The following is a 24018-nucleotide window of genomic DNA, read 5'->3' as shown; positions in this document are numbered from 1 at the left end:
ATGTCGGAAACCATTGAAACCGAACGCAACGACGTGCGCGAAGACGGGCGCCGCCCTCCCCGCGCTGTGGTCGGCTCCCATCGCGTCGAGGAAGAGATTTTCGGCAAGGTCTTCGACGGCAAGATCATCCGCCGCATCTGGGCGTTCGTCAGCCCCTACCGCCGCCAGATCTACATTTCCGTCGGAGCCGTGCTTCTCTTCACCGGGTCGCAGATCGTCATCCCGCTCGTCATCCGCTATGCGATCGATCACGCGATGGCGCCTGGCGCGACCAACTATTCGGCGCTCTGGCTGGCCCTGGCGATCTTCACGGCGGCGATTCTCGTCAATTATGCTGCCAGCTATGTGCAGGAGACCTTTGTCGGCCAGGTCGCGGAGGAAGTGCTCTTCGATATCCGCCGGGCGATGTTTGCGCATCTGCAGCGGGTATCACTCTCCTTCATGGACAAGACCGAAGTCGGCCGGTTGATGTCGCGCCTGCAGGGCGACGTCAACTCCATGCAGGAATTCCTTGAAACATCGGTGCTTTCCGTCGGCGATATTGCCCTGCTCTTCGGCATCGTCATCGTCATTCTCTCGCTCGATTTCCGGCTTGGCCTGCTGACGCTATCGGTCATGCCGATCCTTTTCGTTGTCCGCCTATTCTGGCTTCCGAAGGCACGCGTCGCCTTCATGAACGCGCATGAGACAAACTCCGTCACCAATGGCGCCTTGGCCGAGGCGATCCATGGAGTGCGCGCCGTTCAGGGCATGCACCGGCAGAGCGTCAATTTCGGTCTCTTCGACGATAAGGCATATACCAACCTCAAGGCACATCTGACCGCCGCGAGATACGCACAGATCATGGTGCCGATCGTCGATACGCTGACGGGCATGGCGATGGCCATCGTCATCATCGTGGGCGGTTCGATGGTGCTGAACCACAGGCTCGACGTTGGCGTCATGGTCGCCTTCCTGTTCTACATTCAGCGCTTCTTCGACCCTATCCGCTCGCTCACCATGCAATATTCCGTCATGCAGCGCGCCATGGCCTCCGGCCAGCGGCTGACGGACGTGCTCGACGTGCCCGTCGATATCAAGGATGCGCCGGACGCCAAGGTGCTGTCGGCGGATATGGACGGCTCGGTCGAATTCCGGGACGTCGTCTTCGGTTATGATCCGAAGCATCCGGTGTTGAAGAATGTCAGCTTCAAGGTCAATCCCGGCGAGACTGTAGCTCTGATCGGCCCGACCGGCTCCGGCAAATCGAGCTCCATGGCCTTGATCCATCGTTTCTACGAGGTGCAGCAGGGTCAGGTGCTCGTCGGCGGCCATGATGTGCGCTCCCTCACCCAGGATTCGCTCGGCCGACAGATCGCAATGGTGCTGCAGGAGCCATTCCTGTTCACCGGCACCGTGCTGGAGAACATACGCTACAACAAGGCTGAAGCGACGCGCGAAGAGATCGTCGAGGCCGCAAAGGCGGTGGGTGCGCATGAGTTCATCATGCGGCTTGCCGATGGCTACGATACCGTTCTCGGTGAACGTGGCAGCGGCTTGTCGCTCGGCCAGCGCCAGCTTGTCAGCTTTGCCCGCGCCCTTGTCGCCGACGCGAAGATACTCGTGCTCGACGAGGCAACCGCGAACATCGACAGCTATACCGAAATGCTGATCCAGAAGGCGCTGGTGAAGCTGCTCGAGGGACGCACCGGCCTTGTGATCGCTCACCGCCTCGCCACCATCCGCGAGGCCGATCGCATCATCGTCCTGCAGAACGGCCAATTGATCGAGAGCGGCAATCACCATCAGCTCATGGCCAATGGCAAGCTCTATTCGAAGCTTTATAACCTCAATTATGCGTCCTTCGACGATATTCCGGAGGAGGAAGTGAGTGCTTCGGTGCCAGTGGAATCGCGCACCTAGCAGTTCGCTTTTAAAACTGAAGACCTGGAGACTGAAGCGTTGATCACATTTTTCAGACGCTATGCAAAGGCCTCGTTGTCGATACTGTGGAGAGTTTGTCTGATCGTACTCATCGGAGGCGTGATATTTAACGGCGATCCAGATCAGATCTTTCAACATTTCGTCGAACGCACGGAATTCAGCATAAAGCTCGAACCGGTCTTGCGAGCCACATATTTTGCGCTGATTTTCCTTGTTCTTGCCTTCTGGAGATCCCTTGCCAGAACAATATTGTTCGAGAAAAGCTCATTATTTACGGGCGAGGTGTGGCGTGAAATCTACTTGATGCTTTTTGCGTGGGCATTGGCTTTGGCAGCGCTAGACGCATTCTTAGCCCTGTATGCGTCAACCGACGTATGGGTCGCCATTGTCCGCTCAACACCGTTTCTCTTATTATTGATCTATATTTTTCTCATTTCCTTCAGATACCAAGGAAAACTCAAGCCCTTGGCCGAGCTTCCGTAACGCTGTTTAGCGAGACACCCCGCCATTCAAGCCTAGTGACTTGCATGATGATAGTAACTCATGCTATTCGCCTCGGCCATGCAGAGAACAAGCTTCAGCGCCTTCAAATGTCCTGCCGCCCGTGCGCTCGAAAGCGTCGGCGACTGGTGGAGCATTCTGATCTTGCGCGATGCGCTTCAGGGTCTGACGCGCTTTGATGAATTCCAGAAGAATCTTGGTGTTGCGCCGAATATCCTGACGCGGCGGCTGAAACATCTGACGGACGAGGGCCTGTTCGAACGCCGCCTCTACAATGAGCGGCCGCCACGCTACGAATACGTGCTGACGGAAAAGGGGCGCGACTTCTTTCCCGTTCTCATGGCGCTGTTTACCTGGGGCAACCGGCATTTGCCGCCCGAGGAGGTTGCCATGCGGCTGGTCGACCCGGCGACGGGTGAGGATCGCGATCCCCTTCTCATCGACCGCGTAACCGGCCGCGCTTTTCATCCCGAAGATACGATTCTGGTTCCCGGACCGGCGGCCGACGAGGCCGTGCATGAACGGATCGCGCAGATGAAGGCATGGTTCCTGGGCTTCGACGCCTGATAAAGATAGGAGTACTCCATTATGGATCGAATCGTCGTAACGGGCATGGGACTGGTTTCGCCGCTGGGCGTCGGCGTCAATGCCGCCTGGAAGCGGCTGGTCGAAGGGCGCTCGGGCCTCAGGCTTCTGCCGGAGACGATGGTCGGCGATCTGGCCGCCAAGGTCGGTGGTGTCGTGCCGAGCCTTGAGGAGGATAGCGAAGCCGGGTTCGATGCCGATCGCTACGTGCCGGTGAAGGACCAGAAGAAGATGGATCGCTTCATCCTCTTCGCCATGGCGGCCGCAGAAGAAGCAATCAGGCAAGCCGGCTGGCAGCCGACCGATCCCGCAGAACTCGAACGCACCGCCACGGTCATCGCCTCCGGTATCGGCGGCTTTCCGGCAATTGCCGACGCGGTGCGCACTGCCGAGGCGCGCGGCGTGCGGCGGCTGTCGCCCTTCACCGTCCCCTCATTCCTCGTCAATTTGGCAGCCGGCCAGGTCAGCATTCGCTATGGCTATAAGGGGCCGCTCGGCGCGCCGGTAACCGCTTGTGCGGCAAGTGTCCAGGCGATTGGCGATGCGGCGCGGCTCATCCGTGCCGGTGAAGCCGATGTCGCGATCTGCGGTGGCGCGGAGGCCTGCATCGACAAGGTCAGCCTCGGCGGCTTTGCCGCGGCACGGGCGCTCTCCACCGGCTTCAGCAACCGGCCGGAGGAAGCCTCTCGCCCCTTCGACGCCGGCCGCGACGGTTTTGTCATGGGCGAAGGCGCCGGCATGCTGGTAATCGAGACACTGGACCACGCTCTCGCCCGCGGCGCTACGCCGCTCGCCGAACTCGTCGGCTATGGTACCGCCGCCGATGCCTATCATATGACCGCCGGTCCGGAAGATGGCGACGGGGCGCGCCGGGCGATGCTGGCGGCACTGTCGCAGGCGCGGATTTCTCCCAGTGAGGTCAAGCACCTCAATGCCCACGCCACCTCAACGCCGGTCGGCGACCGTGGCGAAATGGAAGCGATCAAAACGGTATTCGGCCGCGACGGCGGCATCGCCGTCAGCGGCACGAAGGCAGCGACGGGCCATCTTCTTGGCGCTGCCGGCGGCCTGGAAGCGGTCTTCACCATCATGGCGTTGCGCGACCAGATTGCGCCTCCGACCCGCAATCTGCAGGAGGCGGACGCGGCGGCCGACGGTATCGATATTGTTGGCGCAACAGCTCGGCCGATGGCAATGGAATATGCCATCTCCAACGGTTTCGGTTTCGGCGGCGTGAATGCCAGTGCTCTGTTCCGCCGCTGGCAATGATCGGGTTCGGCTTCTCCGGGCTTCGGCGACTACATAGCTGATCCCTGCGATACTCTGCATCCCTTCTGCAAAGGCATAAAGCGCGCTATGCTCTCCTGGATATTGCCGGAGATCGTCCATGCGCGCTTTATCTCTTGCAGCCGCCCTCTGCATTACCCTCGCCCTCGCCCCGGGCGCACGAGCGGAAGACCCCGTGCAATCGGCGCAGACGTTGATTCAGGAACAGATCGAAGCTTTCCTGCACAATGATGCGGATTCGGCCTATTCCTTCGCTGCCCCCGGCATCAAGGCGCTTTTTCCGGACAAGGACAGCTTCTTCGCCATGGTGAAGAAGAGCTATCAGCCGGTCTATCACCCAGGCAACTACGCCTTCGGCAAGAGCCGCGCCATCGACAACGGCGCGGTCGTCTATCAGGAAGTGCTGATCACCGGCACGGACGGCAAGGACTGGACGGCGATCTATCAGATCGCCCGTCAGCCCGATGGCAGTTATAAGATCAACGGCGTGCAGATCCTGCCGAACGCGACAAGCGAGGGAATCTGATCAGAATTCCCCTCGCCTCTTTTAGCCACCTGCCCTGCTGAAACTGACAGGCTGAACCGCCGCATCCAATGCTGGCCGCGGTAAGGGAACAGCTACAGTAGACGTTGGCGTTGCGCTGATGCTTGCAGTCGTCATTGGATCCGGCGCCGGGATCGGAATCTGGTCTGCAGGTGGCAACAAAACCGGAAATTGCGTTGTTGTGACCGTTTGCACAGGCACATAGTTCATCGCAACTTCGTAGGCCGGAAGTGGCGCTGGCGTTTCAAGGGCGCCATCCTGCCCACGCTTCTCATAGAAAGCGTTTCCGCCGGCCACGGCGACATAGTGCATGTTATTGTAAGGGAATTTCAGACCGTCCGTGTGGAAGAACATCGCATCCTTGACACCCGGATGTCGTTCTCCATTGAGAACCTCCGATGCCGCCTGGTTGAGATCAGGTTCGGCCAGGTCGCTGACCACCCTCGTCATCACGCCTGGCGCAAATTGCCTTTTTTGCGCGACGACGCCGCAGATCGACGAGGCGTAGGCACCGGAGGTCAATCTGTTCATCACGACCGATCCCACTGCCATGTATCCATCATGGTCCGAATGCTCGGACTCGAAATACATCGCTCGCTTCAAACAGTCGCGATCTTTTGCGGTGTAATTGTAGGTTACCTTCGTCGGTCGAATGGACTTGGAAGAGTTTTGGCTGGTCGAGGGTGCTTTCGCCACCGTCGTGCAGCCCGTCGCTGCCAATCCGACAAATATGAGTCCGGAAAGACAGGTCCCCAATGCGCGTTGCGCCCTCAACGGCAGGTGCCTCCTATATTATTAGTGAGCCCTTATCGATAAAGTGGAACGCTTTGTAGCCGAAGTTCAAAGGAATTTCAAACGCAAAGCACCAAAATAGTCAGTGGATCTTACCACCGGCTGAAGGATCATTTATTACGATTCGCTGTTTTTGCAAACGCTTTCTTATCGCGCCGTCGTCTCAGGCGGCCTTTCGGAAGAGCCCAGTTAGACCACCTGAAAACGCCTAATTCATGAGACAAAGACTGAGACATAAGCCATTGCGGATATTATATTTTCTAATTGATATTTAGGTTCCGGACGCCAGCCGACTTCGACCAGAATTCGTCCTGGTGCGAAGCAATAAAACAACCAACCGCCCCGCATAGCCGACGGCGGTTTCCAGATTTCGCAGCCGGCCAATTTGGCGCGCTCGAATTGTGCGTCCACAGCCTCGCGCGACGGCAGCATGAAGCCGATGTGATAGGTGTTGCGGCCGACCGATATTGAATCAGCTCCGCCGAACCTCTCGACCGGATGGCTGATGACCAGTTCGAGCCCGGCATCGTCGCGCAGGATGGCGAGGCCGTTCGCTCCACGGGTTTCGATTTCGGTGAAATCAAAGACGGAAACAAAAAAATCCCGCGTCGCGGCGACGTCGGGAACATGTAAATCCAGGTGATTCAGTCGCATGACAGCTCCAAGGGGTCTCCCCGCAGAGGCGTGTCGCTCGAAACGGCCCACACCAACGCGGGGTACTCGGCCACAATGGCCAAGTTCCGCGTCGCGGGCCCTCATGCCTATGGCATGGAGCAGAGCTTCCGGATGGAAGGGATTGGGCCTACCGAAACCAACCCTGCCTTTTTCGACAGGCTTCAATTAGCGCGGAATCGGGACATGTTCAAGAGCAGCGCATCGCCACTCTAACCGTTCGTGCATCACACCGGCTCGAGATCGCCCCTTGCCCAATTCTCCTGAGTCTCTGCCATGAAATCGGCAAAGCGGCCTTCGGCGATCGCCTGGCGAATGCCGTGCATCAGTTCCTGGTAGTAGGCAAGATTATGCCAGGAAAGCAGCATGCCGCCGAGCGCCTCGTTGGCGCGGACGAGATGGTGCAGGTAGGCGCGGGAATAATCGCGCGAGGCCGGGCAGCTCGATTGATCATCGAGCGGGCGCATGTCCTCCGCGTGACGGGCATTGCGGATATTGACCTTGCCCCTACGCGTAAACGCGAGGCCATGACGGCCCGAGCGGGTCGGCATCACGCAATCGAACATATCGATGCCGCGGGCGACGGACTTCAGGATATCGTCCGGCGTGCCGACGCCCATGAGATAACGCGGCTTCTCCGTCGGCAGCTCGGGAAGAGTGATCTCAAGCATGCGTAGCATGACTTCCTGTGGCTCGCCGACGGCAAGACCTCCGACGGCATAGCCCTTGAGGTCCATGCCGCTCAGCGCCTGCGCGGAACGGACGCGAAGCTCCGGAACATCGCCGCCCTGCACGATACCGAACATCGCCTTGCCGGGCTGATTGCCGAAAGCCACCTTGCAGCGTTCGGCCCAGCGCAGCGACATTTCCATGGCGCGCTCGATTTCCTTCGGCGTCGCCGGCAACGCCACGCATTCATCGAGCTGCATCTGGATGTCGGAGCCGAGCAGGCCCTGGATCTCGATCGAGCGCTCCGGCGACATGTGATGCGTGCTGCCGTCGACATGCGACTTGAAGGTGACACCCTTCTCGTCGAGCTTGCGCAGGCCGGAGAGCGACATGACCTGGAAGCCGCCGGAGTCAGTAAGGATCGGATGCTGCCAGCGGATCAGCTCGTGCAGGCCGCCGAGGCGGGCGACACGCTCCGCGGTCGGGCGGAGCATCAGGTGATAGGTATTGCCGAGAATGATGTCGGCGCCGGTCTCGCGTACCTGATCGAGATACATCGCCTTGACGGTACCGACCGTGCCGACCGGCATGAAGGCCGGCGTGCGGATCGTGCCGCGCGGCATGGAAACTTCGCCGAGACGGGCACCGCCATCGGTCTTTTTCAACTGGAACTGAAAGCTCTCGCTCATCTCGTCTTAGTCTTTCCGGTAGAGCAGGCTGCCATCGCCATAGGAATAGAAGCGATAGCCTGTCTCAATAGCATGGGTGTAGGCCGCGCGCATGGTATCAAGGCCGGCAAAGGCCGATACCAGCATGAACAGCGTCGAACGCGGCAGATGGAAATTCGTCATCAAGAGATCGACCGCCTTGAAGCGATAGCCGGGCGTGATGAAGATGCCGGTCGCGCCGTGCCAGGGCTTGATCGTTCCGTCATCGCCGGCGGCACTTTCGATCAGCCGTAGCGAGGTCGTGCCGACGCAGACGATGCGCCCGCCCCTCGCCTTCACCGCATTCAGCTTCGCCGCCGTCGTCGCGTCGACATAGCCGATCTCGAAATGCATCTTGTGGTCTTCAGTGTCGTCGGCCTTTACCGGCAGGAAGGTGCCGGCGCCGACATGCAGCGTCACGAAATGCCGCTCGACGCCGATGGTATCAAGCGCGGCAAACAGCGACGGGGTAAAATGCAGGCCCGCGGTCGGCGCAGCAACGGCGCCCTCCTCACGAGCGTAGATTGTCTGGTAGTCCGTGCGGTCGCGCTCGTCTTCCGGCCGTTTGGCGGCGATATAGGGCGGCAACGGAATATGGCCGACTGCGGCAATCGCCTCATCCAGCGCCGGACCGGAGAGATCGAAGCGCAACGTGATCTCGCCGCCCTCACCCTTCTCCTCGACCACGGCATCAAGAGCCCCAAGGATGCAAACATTTTCGCCATGGCCGAACTGGATGCGATCGCCGATCTTGATGCGCTTGCCCGGCTTGGCGAAAGCTTTCCAGCGGTCGGGCGCGGCGCGCATATGCAGCGTCGCCGACACCTGCTGGCCGGGCGCACCTTCCCGATGACGAACGCCCTCCAACTGGGCCGGGATGACCTTCGTGTCGTTGAAGACGACAGCATCGCCTGCTCGCAGGAAAGACGGCAGATCGCGGATGTGATAATCGCTCAGAGCCGCCTCGCCATTATTCGGATCGACGACGAGCAGGCGCGCGCTGTCACGCGGCTCGGCGGGTCTCAGCGCAATGCGCTCATCCGGCAGGTCGAAATCGAAAAGGTCAACGCGCATTCTGGTAATCTCAGCAAAGCGAAACCCGCCCCCACGCCAAAGCGCGAGAGGCGGGCTTCAGGAATAATCACGATCAGACGTCAGCGGCAACCCGAGCGGATACGATCGAGTCCGGATCCTTCACCGGCTCGCCGCGCTTGATCTGGTCGACAATTTCCATGCCGGAGATAACCTGGCCCCAGACCGAGTACTGCTTGTTCAGCCACGGAGCGTCGGCAAAGCAGATGAAGAACTGCGAGTTGGCCGAGTTCGGGTTCTGCGAACGAGCCATCGAGCAGGTGCCGCGAATGTGCGACGTTGCGGAAAATTCGGCCTTCAGGTCGGGCTTCGAGGAGCCGCCCATGCCGGCACGGCCGGGATTGAAGCTCTCGCTGCCCTGCTTGCCGTATTGCACGTCGCCGGTCTGGGCCATGAAGCCGTCGATGACGCGGTGGAAAACGACGCCATCATAAGCCTTCTCGCGGGCAAGTTCCTTGATGCGGGCGACATGCTCGGGCGCTACCTGCGGCAGCAACTGAATGACGACCTGACCCTTGGTGGTTTCCAGGACGAGGGTGTTTTCGGGATCCTTGATCTCAGCCATTTTTGTTTCCTCTTCTCTTCTCGAATTTTACTTCTTGCCGACCGTGACCTTGACCATGCGGTCGGGGTTGCTCACTTCGCCGTTCTGGCCTTCGCCGCGCTTGATCTTGTCGGCGAATTCCATGCCGGAGACGACCTTGCCGACGACCGTGTACTGGCCATTCAGGAAGTCGCCGTCGGCGAACATGATGAAGAACTGCGAGTTAGCGGAATTCGGATCCTGGGCACGCGCCATGCCGACCGTGCCACGCTTGAACGGAACCTTGGAGAATTCGGCCGGAAGATTGGGCATATCGGAGCCGCCGGTACCGGCCTTCTGAGGATTGTAACCTTTGGTCATGTTGCCGTACTGCACGTCGCCGGTCTGTGCCATGAAGCCGTCGATGACACGATGGAAGGCGACATTGTCATATGCACCCTTCTTCGCCAGCGCTTCGATCTGTGCGACATGCTTCGGAGCAACATCCGGCATCAACTGAATGACGATCGGGCCATCCTTGAGCTGGATCGTCAGAAAATCGTCGGCCGCTGCCGAGAAGGCGCTGCCTGCGAAGGCGGCAAGGCTGAGAAAACCTGCCAATGCGAAATGAAAGAGTTTCATGGGTGCTCCGTTCGGAAAATGATTTCGGCCAGTCTTTATTGGACCGTATCTTTTAGCTTGCCTGTCAGGGCTTCAAGAACCGCTGCGGGCACGAAAGCGCTGACATCGCCGCCCATGGATGCGATCTGCCGCACCAATGTGGCGGTTATAGGCCGCGATGCCGTGCCGGCCGGCAGAAACAGGGTCTGAATATCAGGCGCCATCTGGCGGTTCATGCCGGCCATCTGCATTTCATAGTCAAGATCGGTGCCATCACGCAGGCCGCGCACCAAAAGGCTCGCGCCATGCTTGCGCGCCGCGTCGACCACCAGATTGTCGAAGGCGACAACGGAGATATCCCCAACCTTCTGCGGCAGCGCTTCGGCAAGCGACCGGGTGATCAATTCCGCGCGTTCCTCGAAGGAGAAAAGCGGTTTCTTGCCAGGATGAATGCCGATCGCGACAATAACCTTGGAGGCGACATTCAGCGCCTGCACGAGGACATCCAGATGTCCATTGGTCATCGGATCGAAGGATCCAGGATAAAAGGCTGTCGTCATACCAGACCGGCTCGTTGTTTGCAGCCTTTTGTCACGGATGGGCCGGTATCGCAAGTCATTTACAACCTCTTGGCTGCCTCTGAACAGCAGATGAATGCGACGTTCAAGCCCGTTTCAGATCAACGGTGCTTTATTCGCACCAACATCGAAACGGGCCGCTTTCATCGGCTCATCCGCCTCCGGCTCAGGGAAGATCAGGCCATGTTGGTCCTTATTGTTGCAGTCGCCGTTATCGGCTCTTTCGCTCTTGAATATGCCGTTCATCTTTTCGCGAACAACTACGAAATAGAATGGGCTTCCCCGGCTAACACTACCAATTCTGCTCAAGAAATCGCCAACGCCATGCGCAAAACGCATCGCGAATCTGAACGCCAGATGAACAAGGCATTCAAGGTCGCTTCAGATGGACGTTGGTAAACAGACGCTCAACATCAAGGCGGAACCATTCACCGGCCGCCGCGTTAAAAGCCCGAACCTTAGATTTGCTCATTGCGGTAAGAAGGAAACAGAGTATGCCCGATAAGATCACCCTTATTAACGTCGTTTGGATGACCATGATTTCGGGAATGCTTGCAGCGACAATCGCTCTCTACGATCAAAAGCCTGACCAGTCGAAGATCTACGGTCCCTTTGCTTCGGCTCGTCCCTTCGTTACCACCAGCCAGTATTAAGGGATCTGAACGCTAGTTCCACGAGAGGAAGGGAGCGATCATGTTCACGATATTAACGGTGCTTACGCTCTTCATCAGCAGCATGTTCGTTGTATCCGTCGCGTCCACAATCTCAGCGCTCCACCGCGAAAGCGAGGAGAGCAAGAAGCTGAACAAACACCATAAGGCGCTCTGAACCAAAGGGTGTTGCGATATTTCCTGATCCCGAGTGCGGCCCTCCAATCGCTCGGGTTAATTCGAACCGGACGCTCCCCCAGCGTCCGGTTTTTTTATGCCGTTACGCCCGCGAGCCTTTCCCCGATCCCCGGCGCCACTACGGGGCGCTGCTCTTGCGACAAGTAGCGCGGCAATCGCTTCAATCGTGCTATGGCTATCCAGTCTCATAGAGGGATCGATATGCGCATTGCTCTTACAGGCAGTTCCGGGCGGCTTGGCCGTGCGATCTTTAACGCCTTGGCGACAAATCACGCGGTTGTCGGGATCGATCGTTCGCCGTTTTCGACGACGCATGTCGTCGGAGATTTTGCGGACGCCGTGCTGTTGCGCAAAGTGCTGACGGGTGCGGATGCGATCGTCCATTGCGCGGCTGCCCGAAAACCACGAGATCAACAAAAAACCGGGCAGCCAAGCCGCCCGGTCGTCATTCCATGTGCTGAGTTCACTGAACCTTATTCTTCGGTCGTACCCTCGGCATCGCCGTTCGAGACTTCCGCATCGCCGTTCGCAGCGTCGTCCTCGGCACCATTGTCGCTCGCATCGTCCTCGCCGTCCGGCTCGCTGATACGCTCGACCGAAACGACCTTCTCATCCTTGGCGGTCGAGAAGATGGTGACGCCCTTGGTAGCGCGGCTGGCAATGCGGATGCCGCCGACGGGAACACGGATCAATTGGCCCCCGTCCGACACCAGCATGAGCTGATCACCCTCCTCAACCGGGAAGGCGGCCACAAGCTCGCCGATCTCGCCGGTTTTCGACGTGTCGGTAGCGCGAATACCCTTGCCGCCGCGGCCGGAAATGCGGAAATCGTAGGAAGACGAGCGCTTGCCGAAGCCTTTTTCAGAGACAGTCAGGATGAACTGCTCGAGCGCCTTCAGCTCTTCATAGCGTTCGTCGTTGAGCTGTCCCTCTTCGGTGACTTCTTCGCCAACCAGCGCGATTTCCTCGTCCTCGCCCGTCGCCGAGCGACGCTCGCTGACGGAGCGCTTGAGATAAGCCGCGCGTTCCCAAGGTTCCGCGTCCACATGGCGGACGATGGTCATCGAGATGATGCGGTCGCCGGATGCAAGGCTGATGCCGCGAACGCCGATCGAGTTGCGGCCGGCAAAGACGCGTACGTCCGAAACCGAGAAACGGATACACTGGCCGAGCGCCGTGGTCAGCAGTACGTCGTCATGCTCGGTGCAGGTCTCGACGGAGAGGATTTCGTCGCCCTCTTCCTCCAGCTTCATGGCGATCTTGCCGTTGCGATTGACCTGAACGAAGTCCGACAGCTTGTTGCGGCGCACGGTGCCGCGCGTCGTCGAGAACATGACGTCGAGATTGTCCCAGGTGCTCTCGTCTTCCGGAAGTGGCATGATCGTGGTGATGCGCTCGCCGGGCTCCAGCGGCAGCATGTTGATCAGCGCCTTGCCGCGTGACTGCGGCGTGCCGATGGGCAGGCGCCAGACCTTCTCCTTGTAGACGATACCGTGCGACGAGAAGAAGAGAACCGGCGTATGCGTATTGAGAACAAATAGCCGGGTAACAAAATCCTCGTCACGCGTGGTCATTCCGGAGCGGCCCTTGCCGCCACGGCGCTGGGCGCGATAGGTGGTCAGCGGCACGCGCTTGATGTAGCCAAGGTGGGAAACGGTAACGACCATGTCCTCGCGGGCAATCAGGTCCTCGTCATCCATCTCCAGGCCGCCGTCGACGATTTCGGTGCGGCGCGGCGTGCCGAATTCGTCGCGAACGGCTGCAAGCTCTTCTTTTACAATGGCTTGGATACGAACACGCGACGACAGGATATCGAGATAGTCCTTGATCTCGGCGCCGATCTTATTGAGTTCGTCGCCGATTTCGTCACGGCCAAGTGCCGTCAAACGGGCAAGACGCAGCTCGAGAATGGCGCGCGCCTGCTCTTCCGACAGATTATAGGTGCCGTCTTCGTTGATGCGGTGGCGCGGATCATCGATTAGCCGGATAAGGGATTCGACGTCTGCCGCCGGCCAGCGGCGGGTCATCAGCTCTTCACGCGCCGATTGCGGGTCGGGCGCATGACGGATAACGCGGATCACCTCATCGATATTGGCGACCGCGATGGCGAGACCGACCAAGACGTGGGCGCGTTCGCGCGCCTTGCGCAGCAAATATTTGGTGCGGCGGCTGACCACGTCCTCGCGGAAGGACACAAAGGCCCTCAGCATGTCGAGAAGGGTCAGTTGCTCCGGCTTACCGCCATTCAGCGCCACCACGTTTGCACCGAAAGAGGTCTGCAGCGGCGTATAGCGATAAAGCTGATTGAGGATGACCTCGGCGTTGGCGTCGCGCTTCAGCTCGATCACCACGCGATAGCCCTGGCGGTCGGATTCGTCGCGCAGGTCGGAGATGCCTTCGATACGCTTTTCGCGCACGAGTTCGGCCATCTTCTCGATCATCGACGCCTTGTTCACCTGATAAGGAATCTCGGTGATGATGATCTGTTCGCGGTCGCCACGCATCGGCTCGATCGTCGCGACGCCGCGCATGACGATGGAGCCGCGTCCGGTCTCGTAGGCCGAGCGGATGCCGGCACGGCCGAGAATCTTCGCGCCGGTCGGAAAATCCGGACCCGGGATGATCTGCATGATCTCCGGCAGCTCGATCGCCGGATTGTCGATCAGCGCGATACAGCCGTCGATCACTTCGGAAAGATTGTGCGGCGGAATATTGGTCGCCATGCCGACGGCGATACCGCCGGAGCCGTTGACCAGCAGGTTCGGGAACTTTGCCGGGACGACGACGGGCTCGCTCAATGTGCCGTCATAGTTCTCGCGGAAATCGACCGTTTCCTTGTCGAGATCGTCGAGCAGCGAATGCGCGACCTTCTGCAGGCGGCATTCCGTATAACGTTCGGCCGCCGGCGGATCGCCGTCGACGGAGCCGAAATTGCCCTGACCGTCGATCAGCGGCAGGCGAAGCGACCAGGGCTGCGCCATGCGCGCGAGCGCGTCATAAATCGCCAGGTTGCCGTGCGGATGGTATTTACCCATCACGTCACCGGTGACGCGAGCGCATTTTACGTATTTCTTGTTCCAGTCGATCCCGAGTTCCGACATGCCGTACAGAATGCGCCGATGGACGGGCTTGAGACCATCGCGAACATCGGGAAGTGCGCGGCTGACGATCACGCTCATCGCGTAATCGAGATACGACCGCTGCATTTCCTCCATGATGGAAATCGGCTCGATGCCTGGCGGGAGCTTCCCGCCGCCGGGTGGTGTTTGCTCAGTCAAAACAGATCACGATCTCTTTTAGAATCACTGCGAAATTTATAGCCGAAAGGCCCTGCAAGCGCCAATTTTGACGGGTGCTTTTGAACAGGCTTTTGCCCTCTTAACCCGCTAAATCGAACATTTCCGTGGCAGAACGTTTTGGCGAGCCCGCATTGCGCTTTGCGAAACGTCATTCCTCGCATATCAATGGGCCAACAACAAATAGAAACAAATGCCGGGGATCATATGGCGAGCGCGGACACGCTGATCAATGCCTTCACAACGCTGCTCGTCACAGTCGATCCGCCAGGTCTTGCTCCGCTGTTCATCGGCCTTACGGCTGGCATGAACCGGGCTCAACGCCATCAGGTGGCATTGCGCGGCTCGCTGATCGCATCCTTCATCATGGCGGCCTTTGCCTTGTTCGGCGCCAGCGTGCTTGGCATTCTCGGCATCTCCATCGGTGCGTTCCGTATAGCGGGCGGCCTGCTGCTTTTCTGGATCGCTTTCGAGATGGTGTTCGAGAGACGGCAGGACAGAAAGGAAAAGACGACGGAAGTCGCAATCACCAAGGATCATATCCAGAATATCGCGGTGTTTCCCTTGGCTCTGCCGCTGATCGCGGGTCCTGGCGCCATTTCGGCAACCATCCTGCTGGCCGGTTCGCTTCAGACAATGCTCGACCGAGCTCAATTGATCCTCGTTATCGCGATCAATCTCGGGCTGGTCTATGCGGCATTAGCTATTTCCGAGAGGCTTGACCGTATGCTGGGGTCAACGGGCCGCGCCATCCTCACGCGCCTGCTCGGCGTCATCCTCGCCGCGCTCGCTGCCCAATTCGTCGTGGATGGCGCGAAAGCGGCGCTCAAGCTCACATAAACTTACAGAAAGGCCCGCCGGAAAGACGGGCCGTTCAACTCAACTCGATACGACTTGCCGATCAAAGCGACGGGATCAAAACGGAATATCGTCGTCCAGATCGCGCGAGAAGTTGCTGCCGCCGCCGCTTGCGGCGCCGCCACGGCCACCGCTGGCGCCACGGCCCGACGATTGCGACGAGGGCTGGCCGTAGTCGTCACCACCATAGTCGCCACCATAACCACCGCCAAAGTCACCGCCGCCGCGTCCACCCCGACCGCCTTCGACAGCGCCGCCGCCTTCGCCACGGCCATCCAGCATGGTCAGCGTCGAATTGAAGCCCTGCAACACGATTTCGGTCGAATAACGATCCTGGCCGTTCTGATCCTGCCATTTACGCGTCTGAAGTGCGCCCTCGATATAGACCTTGGCGCCCTTCTTCAAATATTGTTCGGCAACCTTGCAGAGACCTTCATTGAAGATCACGACGCGGTGCCATTCCGTCTTTTCCCGGCGCTCGCCGGAATTGCGGTCGCGCCAGGTTTCCGACGTCGCGATGTTGAGGTTGGCGATCGGACGGCCGTCCTGCGTACGGCGGATTTCCGGGTCCGCCCCGAGATTTCCAACCAGAATTACCTTGTTCACACTACCGGCCATGATTACCTACCCTGCTTGCCGCCCATCGACGGCTCTGAAATTCTATCCACGCACCTTAGACCATTGCCGCCATCAGGCGCTATTTACGTGGCCCCATCTGCTGCGCTCATCCACAGACATTATATGAAATGCGAAATGATACGCGGCCTTGACCCGAAGGCAAATTTGTTCTTTCTTTGTTCTAATTCACCTCTATGATCCTGTCAACCGAATCGAAAACCTGGCGTTGCCCTTCATTTCAGCCTCGACTCGCGGGCGGGCATCACTAAATAAGGGCAGACACCAAGGGACCGCAGACGACGATGAGTGAACTGAAGACTATTTCCATACGTGGCGCGCGCGAGCACAATCTCAAGGGGATCGATCTCGATCTTCCGCGCAACAAGCTGATCGTCATGACCGGCCTTTCTGGCTCGGGCAAATCCTCGCTCGCCTTCGACACGATCTATGCCGAAGGGCAGCGCCGTTATGTCGAGAGCCTGTCGGCCTATGCGCGGCAGTTCCTGGAGATGATGCAAAAGCCGGATGTCGACCAGATCGACGGCCTATCGCCGGCGATTTCGATCGAGCAGAAGACCACGTCGCGCAATCCGCGCTCGACGGTCGGCACCGTTACCGAAATATACGATTACATGCGCCTTCTGTTCGCCCGCGTCGGCGTGCCCTATTCGCCGGCCACAGGCCTGCCGATCGAGAGCCAGACGGTCAGCCAGATGGTCGACCGCGTGCTTGCCTTCGGTGAAGGCACCAGGCTTTATATCCTGGCGCCGCTCGTGCGCGGCCGTAAGGGCGAATACAAGAAGGAACTGGCGGAGCTCATGAAAAAGGGCTTCCAGCGCGTCAAGGTCGACGGGCAGTTCTATGAGATCGCCGATGTGCCGGCGCTCGACAAGAAATACAAGCACGATATCGACGCGGTGGTCGACCGTATCGTCGTCAGGCCCGACGTGTCGGCGCGCCTGGCGGACAGCTTCGAAACCTCGTTGCATCTTGCCGAGGGCCTTGCCATTGCGGAATTCGCCGACAAGCCGTTGCCGCCGGAAGAAACCGCGGCCGGCGGCTCGGCCAACAAATCGTTGAACGAGACGCATGAGCGCGTGCTCTTTTCGGAAAAGTTCGCCTGCCCGGTTTCCGGCTTCACCATTCCGGAAATCGAGCCGCGGCTGTTTTCGTTCAACAATCCCTTTGGCGCCTGCCCTTCCTGCGACGGGCTGGGTTCGCTGCAAAAGATTGATCCGGCGCTGATCGTGCCGGAACCTGAGCGCACGCTGCGCGACGGCGCCGTCGCGCCATGGGCCAAATCGACCTCGCCCTATTATAATCAGACGCTCGAAGCACTCGGCAAGCATTACGGCTTCAAGCTCGGCAGCCGCTGGAGCGACCTGTCCGACACGGCAAAAGATGTCATTTTGAATGGCACCGAGGACAAGATCGAGTTTCACTACGCCGACGGTGCCCGTTCCTATACGACGCATAAGAATTTCGAAGGCATCGTGCCGAACCTCGAGCGGCGCTGGAAGGAAACGGATTCCGCCTGGGCGCGCGAGGAGATCGAACGTTATATGTCGGCCGCGCCCTGCCCTGCCTGCAACGGCTATCGCCTGAAGCCGGAAGCGCTGGCGGTAAAAATCAATAAGCTGCACATCAGCCAGGTGGCTGAAATGTCGATCCGGATTGCCCGCGACTGGTTCAACGCGCTGCCGGAGACGTTCACCGACAAGCAGAACGAGATCGCCGTGCGTATCCTCAAGGAGATCCGTGATCGCCTGCGCTTCCTCAACGATGTCGGCCTTGAATATCTGAGCCTGTCGCGCAATTCCGGCACGCTGTCCGGCGGCGAAAGCCAGCGTATTCGCCTGGCCTCGCAGATAGGCTCAGGCCTGACGGGTGTGCTCTATGTTCTTGACGAACCGTCGATCGGCCTGCATCAACGCGACAATGCCCGCCTGCTGGAAACGCTGAAACATCTGCGCGACATCGGCAATACGGTCATCGTTGTCGAACACGACGAGGATGCCATTCTGACGGCGGATGACGTCGTCGATATCGGCCCGGCCGCCGGCGTGCATGGCGGCGAAGTGGTGGCGCATGGCACGCCGCAGGACATCATGGCCAACCCGAAATCGATGACCGGCAAATATCTCTCCGGCGAGCTCGGCGTGCCAGTCCCCGACGAGCGTCGCAAGGCCAAGAAGGGCAAGGAGATCAAGGTTATCGGCGCGAGAGGCAACAACCTCAAGAACGTGACGGCCTCGATCCCGCTCGGCGTCTTCACTGCAGTCACCGGCGTTTCCGGCGGCGGCAAGTCCACGTTCCTGGTCGAGACGCTGTACAAGTCGGCAGCCCGCCGCGTCATGGGCGCGCGCGAAATCCCGGCCGATCATGACCGCATCGATGGCTTCGAACATATCGACAAGGTGATTGACATTGATCAATCGCCTATCGGCCGCACGCCGCGATCGAACCCGGCAACCTATACCGGCGCCTTCACGCCGATCCGCGATTGGTTCGCCGGTCTGCCGGAAGCCAAGGCGCGCGGCTATCAGCCGGGCCGCTTCTCCTTCAACGTCAAGGGCGGCCGTTGCGAAGCCTGCCAGGGTGACGGCGTCATCAAGATCGAGATGCACTTCCTGCCGGACGTCTACGTTACCTGCGATGTCTGCCACGGCAAGCGCTACAACAGGGAGACCCTGGACGTCACCTTCAAGACCAAGTCGATCGCCGATGTGCTCGACATGACGGTCGAAGAGGGCGTCGATTTCTTCGCGGCCGTTCCTGCCGTGCGCGACAAGCTGCAGTCCCTGAAAGATGTCGGCCTCGGCTATATCAAGGTCGGTCAGCAGGCCAATACGCTTTCGGGCGGCGAAGCGCAGCGTGTCAAGCTGGCCAAGGAATTGTCGAAGCGATCGACTGGTCGCACGCTCTATATCCTAGACGAACCGACCACCGGCCTGCACTTCCACGACGTCGCCAAACTCTTGGAAATGCTGCACGAACTGGTCAACCAGGGCAATTCGGTTGTTGTGATCGAGCACAATCTCGAGGTCATCAAGACGGCCGACTGGATCCTCGACTTCGGTCCCGAAGGCGGAGATGGCGGCGGCGAGATCGTCGCGGCAGGCACGCCGGAGACTGTCGTCAAGGAGAAGCGTTCCTATACCGGTCAGTTCCTGAAGGAATTGCTGGAGCGGCGGCCGATGAAAAAGGTGGTAGCCGCGGAGTGAGCTAGCTTAAAGCGCGTCGCGATCTTTCAGACTCGCTTCTTGCGCTTTAAGTTTTTGGTTTTGTGCATGTCGTTATCGCAAAACCGCTGCACACTTTTGCGCGACATGCACTAGCCGATCAATGGAGGAGAGAATGACCACTGCAGGTACGATCCGAACCGGCATCGGCGGCTGGACCTTTGAGCCCTGGCGCGGGGCATTTTATCCCGACACGCTCAAGCAGAAGGACGAGCTCAATTTCGCCAGCCGCAGGCTGAAGGTGATCGAGGTCAACGGCACCTATTACAGCACGCAGAAGCCGGAGGTTTTTGCGAAATGGGCTGCCGATGTGCCGGATGGTTTCATCTTCTCTCTCAAGGCGACACGTTTCGTCACCAACCGGCGCGTGCTCTCCGAAGCGGGAGAGTCGATGCAGCGCTTCCTCGACTCCGGCATCAGCGAATTGGGCGATCATCTTGGGCCGCTGCTTTGGCAATTCGCACCGACGAAGAAATTCGATCCGGATGACTTCGAGGCATTCCTGAAGTTGCTGCCGGATAAGCAGGACGGCTTGGCGCTGAAACACGTGGTCGAGGTCAGGCATGACTCGTTCAAGGTGCCGGAATTCATCGCTCTGCTCGCCAAATACAATATCGCGCCGGTTTGCGCTGAGCATTTCGAATATCCGATGATCGCGGATGTGACCGCCGATTTCGTCTATGCCCGTCTGCAGAAGGGCTCCGACGATATCAAGACCTGCTATCCGCCGAAAGATTTGAAGGCTTGGGCGAAGCGGTTGCAAACATGGGCCGAAGGCAAGATACCCGATGACCTGCCGTTGATCGATGAGACCCGCAAGGTCAAGGCTGAGCCTCGCGACGTCTTTGCCTTCATGATCCATGAGGGCAAGGTCAATGCTCCGCATGGCGCGATCGCGCTGCAGGAGGAAGTGGCGAAATAGTTGTTTTCAAAAGGGAGCGACACGGGCAACGAGGTCTTCGGCCGTCAGCCCTTTTCCCGCGCGCTGTCCGGCCAGGCCATGCAGCCAAACGCCAGCCGCCGCCGCTTCGAACGCAGACGCGCCCTGTGCCAGAAGTCCGCCGATGATGCCTGCAAGCACGTCGCCGGAGCCGGCGGTGGCAAGCCAGGGCGGCGCATTGGCATTGATCAAGGCTCGGCCGTCGGGAGCGGCAATGACGCTGTCGGCGCCTTTGTAGATGATGGCGGCATGAGCGCGCGCCGCCGCTGCCCTCGCCTTCTCGACCTTGCTCAACGCCTCATCGGCGGCGATATCGGGAAATAAGCGCGCGAACTCCCCCTCATGCGGCGTCAACACCAGCCGCGTCGGGCCATTGGCGAAAGCATCGAACAAGCGTTGGGGTTCATCGCGAAACGACGTGATGCCATCGGCATCCAGGACCAGATGGCGGTCACTCACGGCCAATGCGAATTGCCTGGCTTTCTCGCCGGCGCCGAAGCCAGGGCCGAGGACGAACGTCGAGAGGCGCTGGTCGGTGAGCCAAGCGCGTAACGCAGCTTCATCGTCGACCCCGTGCAGCATGATTGCCGTCAACAGTCCCGCGTTGACCATCAGCGCCTGTTCCGGGGAGGCGATGGTGACGAGCCCTGCCCCCGCCTTAAGCCCCGCCATGGCCGACATGCGCGCTGCGCCCGTAGCGGTCGCTCCGCCGGAAAAGACCACCAGATGGCCACGCTTGTATTTGTGGATATCCGTGGCAGCCGCCGGCAGGTCGGCCTGCCATTGCGCCGGCGTGTTTTCCGCGATCAGGCCGTTCGCATGGGCACGGACAATGCGCGCGGGAATGCCGATGTCGAAAACTTCCAGCACGCCACAAAGATCGCGCCCCGGCATTAGCAGGTGACCAGGCTTACGGGTCATGAACGTGACTGTACGCACGGCGCGAAAAGCGGCACCCAGCACTTGGCCGCTGCGACCATCGAGACCGGAGGGCAAGTCGACGGCAATAACGGGAATATGAGCCTCAGCAATCTCCGCGATGATCGCCGCTACCTCATCGGGGACGGGACGGGAGAGGCCGGCGCCGAAAATGGCGTCGATGACGACGTCTCCCGGGCGCGGCGAATAGCGCCCGAGTGTCTCGCCACCAACCGGACACTCCGCAAAGGCCCGGGCGGCATCGCCTTTCAGCGTTTTGGGATCGCCGAGGTGAAAGAGTTGGACCTCCACGCCGGTTTGCCGCAGGGCACGCGCCGCGACGTAGCCGTCGCCGCCATTGTTGCCGGGGCCGCAGAGCACGATAAATCGCAATGTCTCGGGGAAATGCCGCAGGGCGCTCGCGGCGACCGCCTGGCCTGCTCTTTCCATAAGTCCGTAGGAGTCGATGCCAGACGCGGCGGCCGCTCGATCGACGGCGGCCATATCCTCGGGTGAAAGAAGCAGATCGGCGAGCGGTGACATCATGATGGCCATCATTGAATGCGAAACCTGCCTGAAAAACAACCATGATTTCGAGGCACCATTTGCTCAACCAGAATGCATTTGCATAATAATTACGCAAACGCACTCAAAATGCGCTTGAGGTACAATTGTGAGAAATACAGCACTTTTTTGCAAAATTTTGCTTCATCTCACGCGTTTCGGTGCGAAAACGCTTCCATTTTTCCGAAAAATCCTCATCAATCCGGGGTCTCGGCGCCAATTCGCCGAGATTTTTTACGGCAGGCCTCTGTGAACTGGCATGATACGTGCATCAGGTTGGGCAAGCGGGGAATGGTCCTGCTGTAACGGGAGAAGCGGAGAGACATTTTCTCATGAAAAAGATCGAAGCGATCATTAAGCCTTTCAAGCTGGACGAAGTGAAGGAAGCCCTTCAAGAAGTCGGTCTGCAAGGCATCACTGTCACGGAAGCGAAGGGCTTCGGTCGTCAGAAAGGCCACACGGAGCTTTACCGTGGCGCCGAATACGTCGTCGACTTCCTGCCTAAGGTGAAGGTCGAAGTCGTATTGGCGGACGAGAATGCGGAAGCGGTGATCGACGCCATCCGCAAGGCTGCGCAGACCGGCCGGATCGGCGACGGAAAGATTTTCGTCTCCAATGTGGAAGAGGTCATTCGAATCCGCACCGGAGAAACAGGTATAGACGCCATCTAACCGCCCGGCTGTTGCGGCCAGGCTCGTAATCGTCATCTAAGTCAAGGGAAGTAATTTTAATGACGACCGCAAGCGAAATTCTCAAACAAATTAAGGATAACGACGTCAAGTTCGTTGACCTGCGGTTCACGGATCCCAAGGGCAAGCTGCAGCATGTCACGATGGACGTCGTCTGCGTCGACGAGGACATGTTCGCCGACGGCGTGATGTTCGACGGCTCCTCGATTGGGGGTTGGAAGGCCATCAACGAATCCGACATGGTGCTGATGCCCGATACCGAAACGGTTCACATGGATCCGTTCTTCGCGCAATCCACCATGGTCATCCTCTGCGACATTCTCGATCCGGTCTCGGGCGAAGCCTACAACCGCGATCCGCGCGGCACCGCAAAGAAGGCCGAAGCCTATCTTAAGGCATCCGGCATCGGCGACACCGCCTTCTTCGGTCCGGAAGCCGAATTCTTCGTCTTCGACGACGTCAAGTACAAGGCCGATCCGTACAACACCGGCTTCAAGCTCGACTCCAGCGAATTGCCGTCCAACGACGACACCGATTATGAAACCGGCAACCTCGGCCACCGTCCGCGCGTCAAGGGCGGCTACTTCCCGGTTCCGCCGGTCGACAGTGCCCAGGACATGCGTTCGGAAATGCTGACGGTTCTCGCCGAGATGGGCGTCGTCGTCGAAAAGCATCACCACGAGGTCGCGGCGGCTCAGCACGAACTTGGCATCAAGTTCGACACGCTGGTGCGCAACGCCGACAAGATGCAGATCTACAAGTACGTGGTTCACCAGGTCGCCAATGCCTACGGCAAGACGGCAACCTTCATGCCGAAGCCGATCTTCGGCGACAACGGCTCGGGCATGCACGTTCACCAGTCGATCTGGAAGGGCGGCAAGCCGACCTTCGCGGGCGATGAATATGCAGGCCTCTCCGAGAGCTGCCTCTACTACATCGGCGGCATCATCAAGCATGCCAAGGCGATCAACGCCTTCACCAACCCGTCGACGAACTCTTACAAGCGTCTCGTGCCGGGCTATGAGGCTCCGGTTCTGCTCGCCTATTCGGCCCGCAACCGCTCCGCCTCCTGCCGCATCCCGTTCGGCTCCAACCCCAAGGCAAAGCGCGTCGAAGTCCGCTTCCCCGACCCGACCGCCAACCCCTATCTCGCCTTTGCCGCCATGCTGATGGCCGGCCTCGACGGCATCAAGAACAAGATCCATCCGGGCAAGGCCATGGACAAGGACCTGTACGACCTGCCGCCGAAGGAGCTGAAGAAGATCCCGACGGTCTGCGGCTCGCTGCGCGAAGCGCTCGAAAGCCTGGACAAGGACCGCAAGTTCCTGACCGCCGGCGGCGTCTTTGACGACGACCAGATCGATGCCTTCATCGAACTGAAGATGCAGGAAGTCATGCGCTTCGAAATGACCCCGCATCCGGTCGAATACGACATGTATTACTCGGCATAAGAACCGAGGCGAAAGCCTCGGTCAGCCGGGGCTTTTGCTTGCTGGCAAGCGTGAGGCAGACGTATTTTCGGTCACGGCTGCCTTGCTGGACATTACAATT

At 59.3% G+C, this 24018-nt stretch carries 22 protein-coding genes and 1 pseudogene; 13 read left to right on the top strand and 10 right to left on the bottom strand.

What is annotated here, in order from left to right:
• The 5 genes from PH547_RS01395 (at position 1) to PH547_RS01375 (ending at position 4822) form a co-directional block, all read left to right on the top strand.
• Positions 1 to 1902, top strand: a complete 1902-nt coding sequence (locus PH547_RS01395) for an ABC transporter ATP-binding protein (RefSeq protein ID WP_104823068.1) — start codon at positions 1 to 3, stop codon at positions 1900 to 1902.
• 39 nt (positions 1903 to 1941) lie between these two features.
• Positions 1942 to 2406 carry a hypothetical protein gene (locus tag PH547_RS01390; protein ID WP_285167290.1) on the top strand — a complete coding sequence of 155 codons (465 nt, stop codon included), beginning with the start codon at positions 1942 to 1944 and terminating at the stop codon, positions 2404 to 2406.
• Positions 2407 to 2484: 78 nt separating this feature from the next.
• Positions 2485 to 2991, top strand: coding sequence for a winged helix-turn-helix transcriptional regulator (locus tag PH547_RS01385; RefSeq protein WP_104825093.1), 507 nt, complete (start codon positions 2485 to 2487; stop codon positions 2989 to 2991).
• A 21-nt stretch (positions 2992 to 3012) separates the two neighbouring features.
• Complete coding sequence (gene fabF, locus PH547_RS01380) at positions 3013 to 4278, top strand: beta-ketoacyl-ACP synthase II (RefSeq protein WP_104823066.1); 1266 nt, start codon at positions 3013 to 3015, stop codon at positions 4276 to 4278.
• 118 nt (positions 4279 to 4396) lie between these two features.
• Complete coding sequence (locus tag PH547_RS01375) at positions 4397 to 4822, top strand: DUF4864 domain-containing protein (protein WP_283050393.1); 426 nt, start codon at positions 4397 to 4399, stop codon at positions 4820 to 4822.
• Positions 4823 to 4843: 21 nt separating this feature from the next.
• Here PH547_RS01375 and PH547_RS01370 read toward each other — a convergent pair whose 3' ends face one another.
• The 7 genes from PH547_RS01370 to coaD all read right to left on the bottom strand — a co-directional run bounded on the left by PH547_RS01370 (position 4844) and on the right by coaD (position 10476).
• Positions 4844 to 5614: a cell wall hydrolase gene (locus tag PH547_RS01370; RefSeq protein WP_104823065.1), complete on the bottom strand. Its 771-nt coding sequence runs from the start codon at positions 5612 to 5614 to the stop codon at positions 4844 to 4846.
• Positions 5615 to 5845: 231 nt separating this feature from the next.
• On the bottom strand, positions 5846 to 6286 hold the full coding sequence (locus PH547_RS01365) for a VOC family protein (RefSeq protein ID WP_104823064.1): 441 nt from the start codon (positions 6284 to 6286) through the stop codon (positions 5846 to 5848).
• A gap of 245 nt (positions 6287 to 6531) precedes the next feature.
• The gene (tgt, locus tag PH547_RS01360; protein WP_285167289.1) at positions 6532 to 7662 is read right to left on the bottom strand and encodes a tRNA guanosine(34) transglycosylase Tgt; all 1131 of its coding nucleotides are present in this window, start codon (positions 7660 to 7662) and stop codon (positions 6532 to 6534) included.
• A gap of 6 nt (positions 7663 to 7668) precedes the next feature.
• Positions 7669 to 8754: a tRNA preQ1(34) S-adenosylmethionine ribosyltransferase-isomerase QueA gene (gene queA / locus PH547_RS01355; protein WP_285167288.1), complete on the bottom strand. Its 1086-nt coding sequence runs from the start codon at positions 8752 to 8754 to the stop codon at positions 7669 to 7671.
• A 73-nt stretch (positions 8755 to 8827) separates the two neighbouring features.
• Positions 8828 to 9337 carry a peptidylprolyl isomerase gene (locus PH547_RS01350; protein WP_104823061.1) on the bottom strand — a complete coding sequence of 170 codons (510 nt, stop codon included), beginning with the start codon at positions 9335 to 9337 and terminating at the stop codon, positions 8828 to 8830.
• A 27-nt stretch (positions 9338 to 9364) separates the two neighbouring features.
• On the bottom strand, positions 9365 to 9937 hold the full coding sequence (locus PH547_RS01345; protein WP_285167287.1) for a peptidylprolyl isomerase: 573 nt from the start codon (positions 9935 to 9937) through the stop codon (positions 9365 to 9367).
• A gap of 35 nt (positions 9938 to 9972) precedes the next feature.
• The gene (coaD, locus tag PH547_RS01340) at positions 9973 to 10476 is read right to left on the bottom strand and encodes a pantetheine-phosphate adenylyltransferase (RefSeq protein ID WP_199773545.1); all 504 of its coding nucleotides are present in this window, start codon (positions 10474 to 10476) and stop codon (positions 9973 to 9975) included.
• Between coaD and PH547_RS01335 the strand changes: the two genes are divergently transcribed.
• From PH547_RS01335 to PH547_RS01325, 3 genes and pseudogenes are all read left to right on the top strand, one after another.
• Entirely contained in the window at positions 10426 to 10893 is a 468-nt protein-coding gene (locus tag PH547_RS01335; RefSeq protein ID WP_283051470.1) for a hypothetical protein, read from the top strand. The two genes, coaD and PH547_RS01335, sit on opposite strands and share 51 nt — an antisense overlap.
• A 95-nt stretch (positions 10894 to 10988) precedes the next feature.
• On the top strand, positions 10989 to 11147 hold the full coding sequence (locus PH547_RS01330) for a hypothetical protein (protein ID WP_162950149.1): 159 nt from the start codon (positions 10989 to 10991) through the stop codon (positions 11145 to 11147).
• Between the two features lie 366 nt (positions 11148 to 11513).
• Positions 11514 to 11747, top strand: a pseudogene (locus tag PH547_RS01325) (NAD-dependent epimerase/dehydratase family protein); the annotation flags it as partial.
• A 68-nt stretch (positions 11748 to 11815) separates the two neighbouring features.
• On the opposite strand, the gene gyrA reads toward PH547_RS01325, so the two are convergent.
• Positions 11816 to 14620 carry a DNA gyrase subunit A gene (gene gyrA, locus PH547_RS01320; protein ID WP_104823058.1) on the bottom strand — a complete coding sequence of 935 codons (2805 nt, stop codon included), beginning with the start codon at positions 14618 to 14620 and terminating at the stop codon, positions 11816 to 11818.
• A gap of 225 nt (positions 14621 to 14845) precedes the next feature.
• Between gyrA and PH547_RS01315 the strand changes: the two genes are divergently transcribed.
• Positions 14846 to 15478, top strand: a complete 633-nt coding sequence (locus PH547_RS01315; RefSeq protein WP_285167286.1) for a MarC family protein — start codon at positions 14846 to 14848, stop codon at positions 15476 to 15478.
• A 75-nt stretch (positions 15479 to 15553) separates the two neighbouring features.
• Here the strand turns inward: PH547_RS01315 and PH547_RS01310 are convergent, their stop codons facing one another.
• On the bottom strand, positions 15554 to 16114 hold the full coding sequence (locus PH547_RS01310; RefSeq protein WP_104823056.1) for a single-stranded DNA-binding protein: 561 nt from the start codon (positions 16112 to 16114) through the stop codon (positions 15554 to 15556).
• 302 nt (positions 16115 to 16416) lie between these two features.
• On the opposite strand from PH547_RS01310, the gene uvrA reads away from it, so the two are divergent.
• Both uvrA and PH547_RS01300 read left to right on the top strand, forming a co-directional pair.
• On the top strand, positions 16417 to 19338 hold the full coding sequence (gene uvrA, locus PH547_RS01305) for an excinuclease ABC subunit UvrA (protein WP_104823055.1): 2922 nt from the start codon (positions 16417 to 16419) through the stop codon (positions 19336 to 19338).
• Between the two features lie 133 nt (positions 19339 to 19471).
• Complete coding sequence (locus tag PH547_RS01300; protein ID WP_104823054.1) at positions 19472 to 20278, top strand: DUF72 domain-containing protein; 807 nt, start codon at positions 19472 to 19474, stop codon at positions 20276 to 20278.
• 6 nt (positions 20279 to 20284) lie between these two features.
• Here the strand turns inward: PH547_RS01300 and PH547_RS01295 are convergent, their stop codons facing one another.
• Positions 20285 to 21760, bottom strand: a complete 1476-nt coding sequence (locus tag PH547_RS01295; protein WP_104825090.1) for an NAD(P)H-hydrate dehydratase — start codon at positions 21758 to 21760, stop codon at positions 20285 to 20287.
• A 350-nt stretch (positions 21761 to 22110) separates the two neighbouring features.
• On the opposite strand from PH547_RS01295, the gene PH547_RS01290 reads away from it, so the two are divergent.
• On the top strand, positions 22111 to 22449 hold the full coding sequence (locus PH547_RS01290) for a P-II family nitrogen regulator (protein ID WP_003539626.1): 339 nt from the start codon (positions 22111 to 22113) through the stop codon (positions 22447 to 22449).
• A gap of 59 nt (positions 22450 to 22508) precedes the next feature.
• Positions 22509 to 23918: a type I glutamate--ammonia ligase gene (gene glnA, locus PH547_RS01285; protein ID WP_104823053.1), complete on the top strand. Its 1410-nt coding sequence runs from the start codon at positions 22509 to 22511 to the stop codon at positions 23916 to 23918.
• Positions 23919 to 24018: the final 100 nt, after the last annotated feature.

It is taken from the genome of Rhizobium cerradonense (assembly GCF_030182455.1).
In the GTDB taxonomy this organism is placed as follows: domain Bacteria; phylum Pseudomonadota; class Alphaproteobacteria; order Rhizobiales; family Rhizobiaceae; genus Rhizobium.
This window is presented reverse-complemented; position numbering and strand designations above follow the sequence as displayed.

Bases quoted from the DNA above. Each gene is read 5' to 3' on its own strand.
- PH547_RS01315 (WP_285167286.1), top strand. From the start codon at position 14,846: ATGGCGAGCGCGGACACGCTGATCAATGCCTTCACAACGCTGCTCGTC.
- PH547_RS01335 (WP_283051470.1), top strand. From the start codon at position 10,426: ATGTCCATTGGTCATCGGATCGAAGGATCCAGGATAAAAGGCTGTCGT.
- queA (WP_285167288.1), bottom strand. From the start codon at position 8,754: ATGCGCGTTGACCTTTTCGATTTCGACCTGCCGGATGAGCGCATTGCG.
- glnA (WP_104823053.1), top strand. From the start codon at position 22,509: ATGACGACCGCAAGCGAAATTCTCAAACAAATTAAGGATAACGACGTC.
- PH547_RS01395 (WP_104823068.1), top strand. From the start codon at position 1: ATGTCGGAAACCATTGAAACCGAACGCAACGACGTGCGCGAAGACGGG.
- PH547_RS01385 (WP_104825093.1), top strand. From the start codon at position 2,485: ATGCAGAGAACAAGCTTCAGCGCCTTCAAATGTCCTGCCGCCCGTGCG.
- PH547_RS01295 (WP_104825090.1), bottom strand. From the start codon at position 21,760: ATGATGTCACCGCTCGCCGATCTGCTTCTTTCACCCGAGGATATGGCC.
- PH547_RS01310 (WP_104823056.1), bottom strand. From the start codon at position 16,114: ATGGCCGGTAGTGTGAACAAGGTAATTCTGGTTGGAAATCTCGGGGCG.
- uvrA (WP_104823055.1), top strand. From the start codon at position 16,417: ATGAGTGAACTGAAGACTATTTCCATACGTGGCGCGCGCGAGCACAAT.
- PH547_RS01345 (WP_285167287.1), bottom strand. From the start codon at position 9,937: ATGAAACTCTTTCATTTCGCATTGGCAGGTTTTCTCAGCCTTGCCGCC.
- PH547_RS01290 (WP_003539626.1), top strand. From the start codon at position 22,111: ATGAAAAAGATCGAAGCGATCATTAAGCCTTTCAAGCTGGACGAAGTG.
- tgt (WP_285167289.1), bottom strand. From the start codon at position 7,662: ATGAGCGAGAGCTTTCAGTTCCAGTTGAAAAAGACCGATGGCGGTGCC.
- PH547_RS01350 (WP_104823061.1), bottom strand. From the start codon at position 9,337: ATGGCTGAGATCAAGGATCCCGAAAACACCCTCGTCCTGGAAACCACC.
- PH547_RS01300 (WP_104823054.1), top strand. From the start codon at position 19,472: ATGACCACTGCAGGTACGATCCGAACCGGCATCGGCGGCTGGACCTTT.
- coaD (WP_199773545.1), bottom strand. From the start codon at position 10,476: ATGACGACAGCCTTTTATCCTGGATCCTTCGATCCGATGACCAATGGA.
- PH547_RS01375 (WP_283050393.1), top strand. From the start codon at position 4,397: ATGCGCGCTTTATCTCTTGCAGCCGCCCTCTGCATTACCCTCGCCCTC.
- PH547_RS01365 (WP_104823064.1), bottom strand. From the start codon at position 6,286: ATGCGACTGAATCACCTGGATTTACATGTTCCCGACGTCGCCGCGACG.
- PH547_RS01330 (WP_162950149.1), top strand. From the start codon at position 10,989: ATGCCCGATAAGATCACCCTTATTAACGTCGTTTGGATGACCATGATT.
- fabF (WP_104823066.1), top strand. From the start codon at position 3,013: ATGGATCGAATCGTCGTAACGGGCATGGGACTGGTTTCGCCGCTGGGC.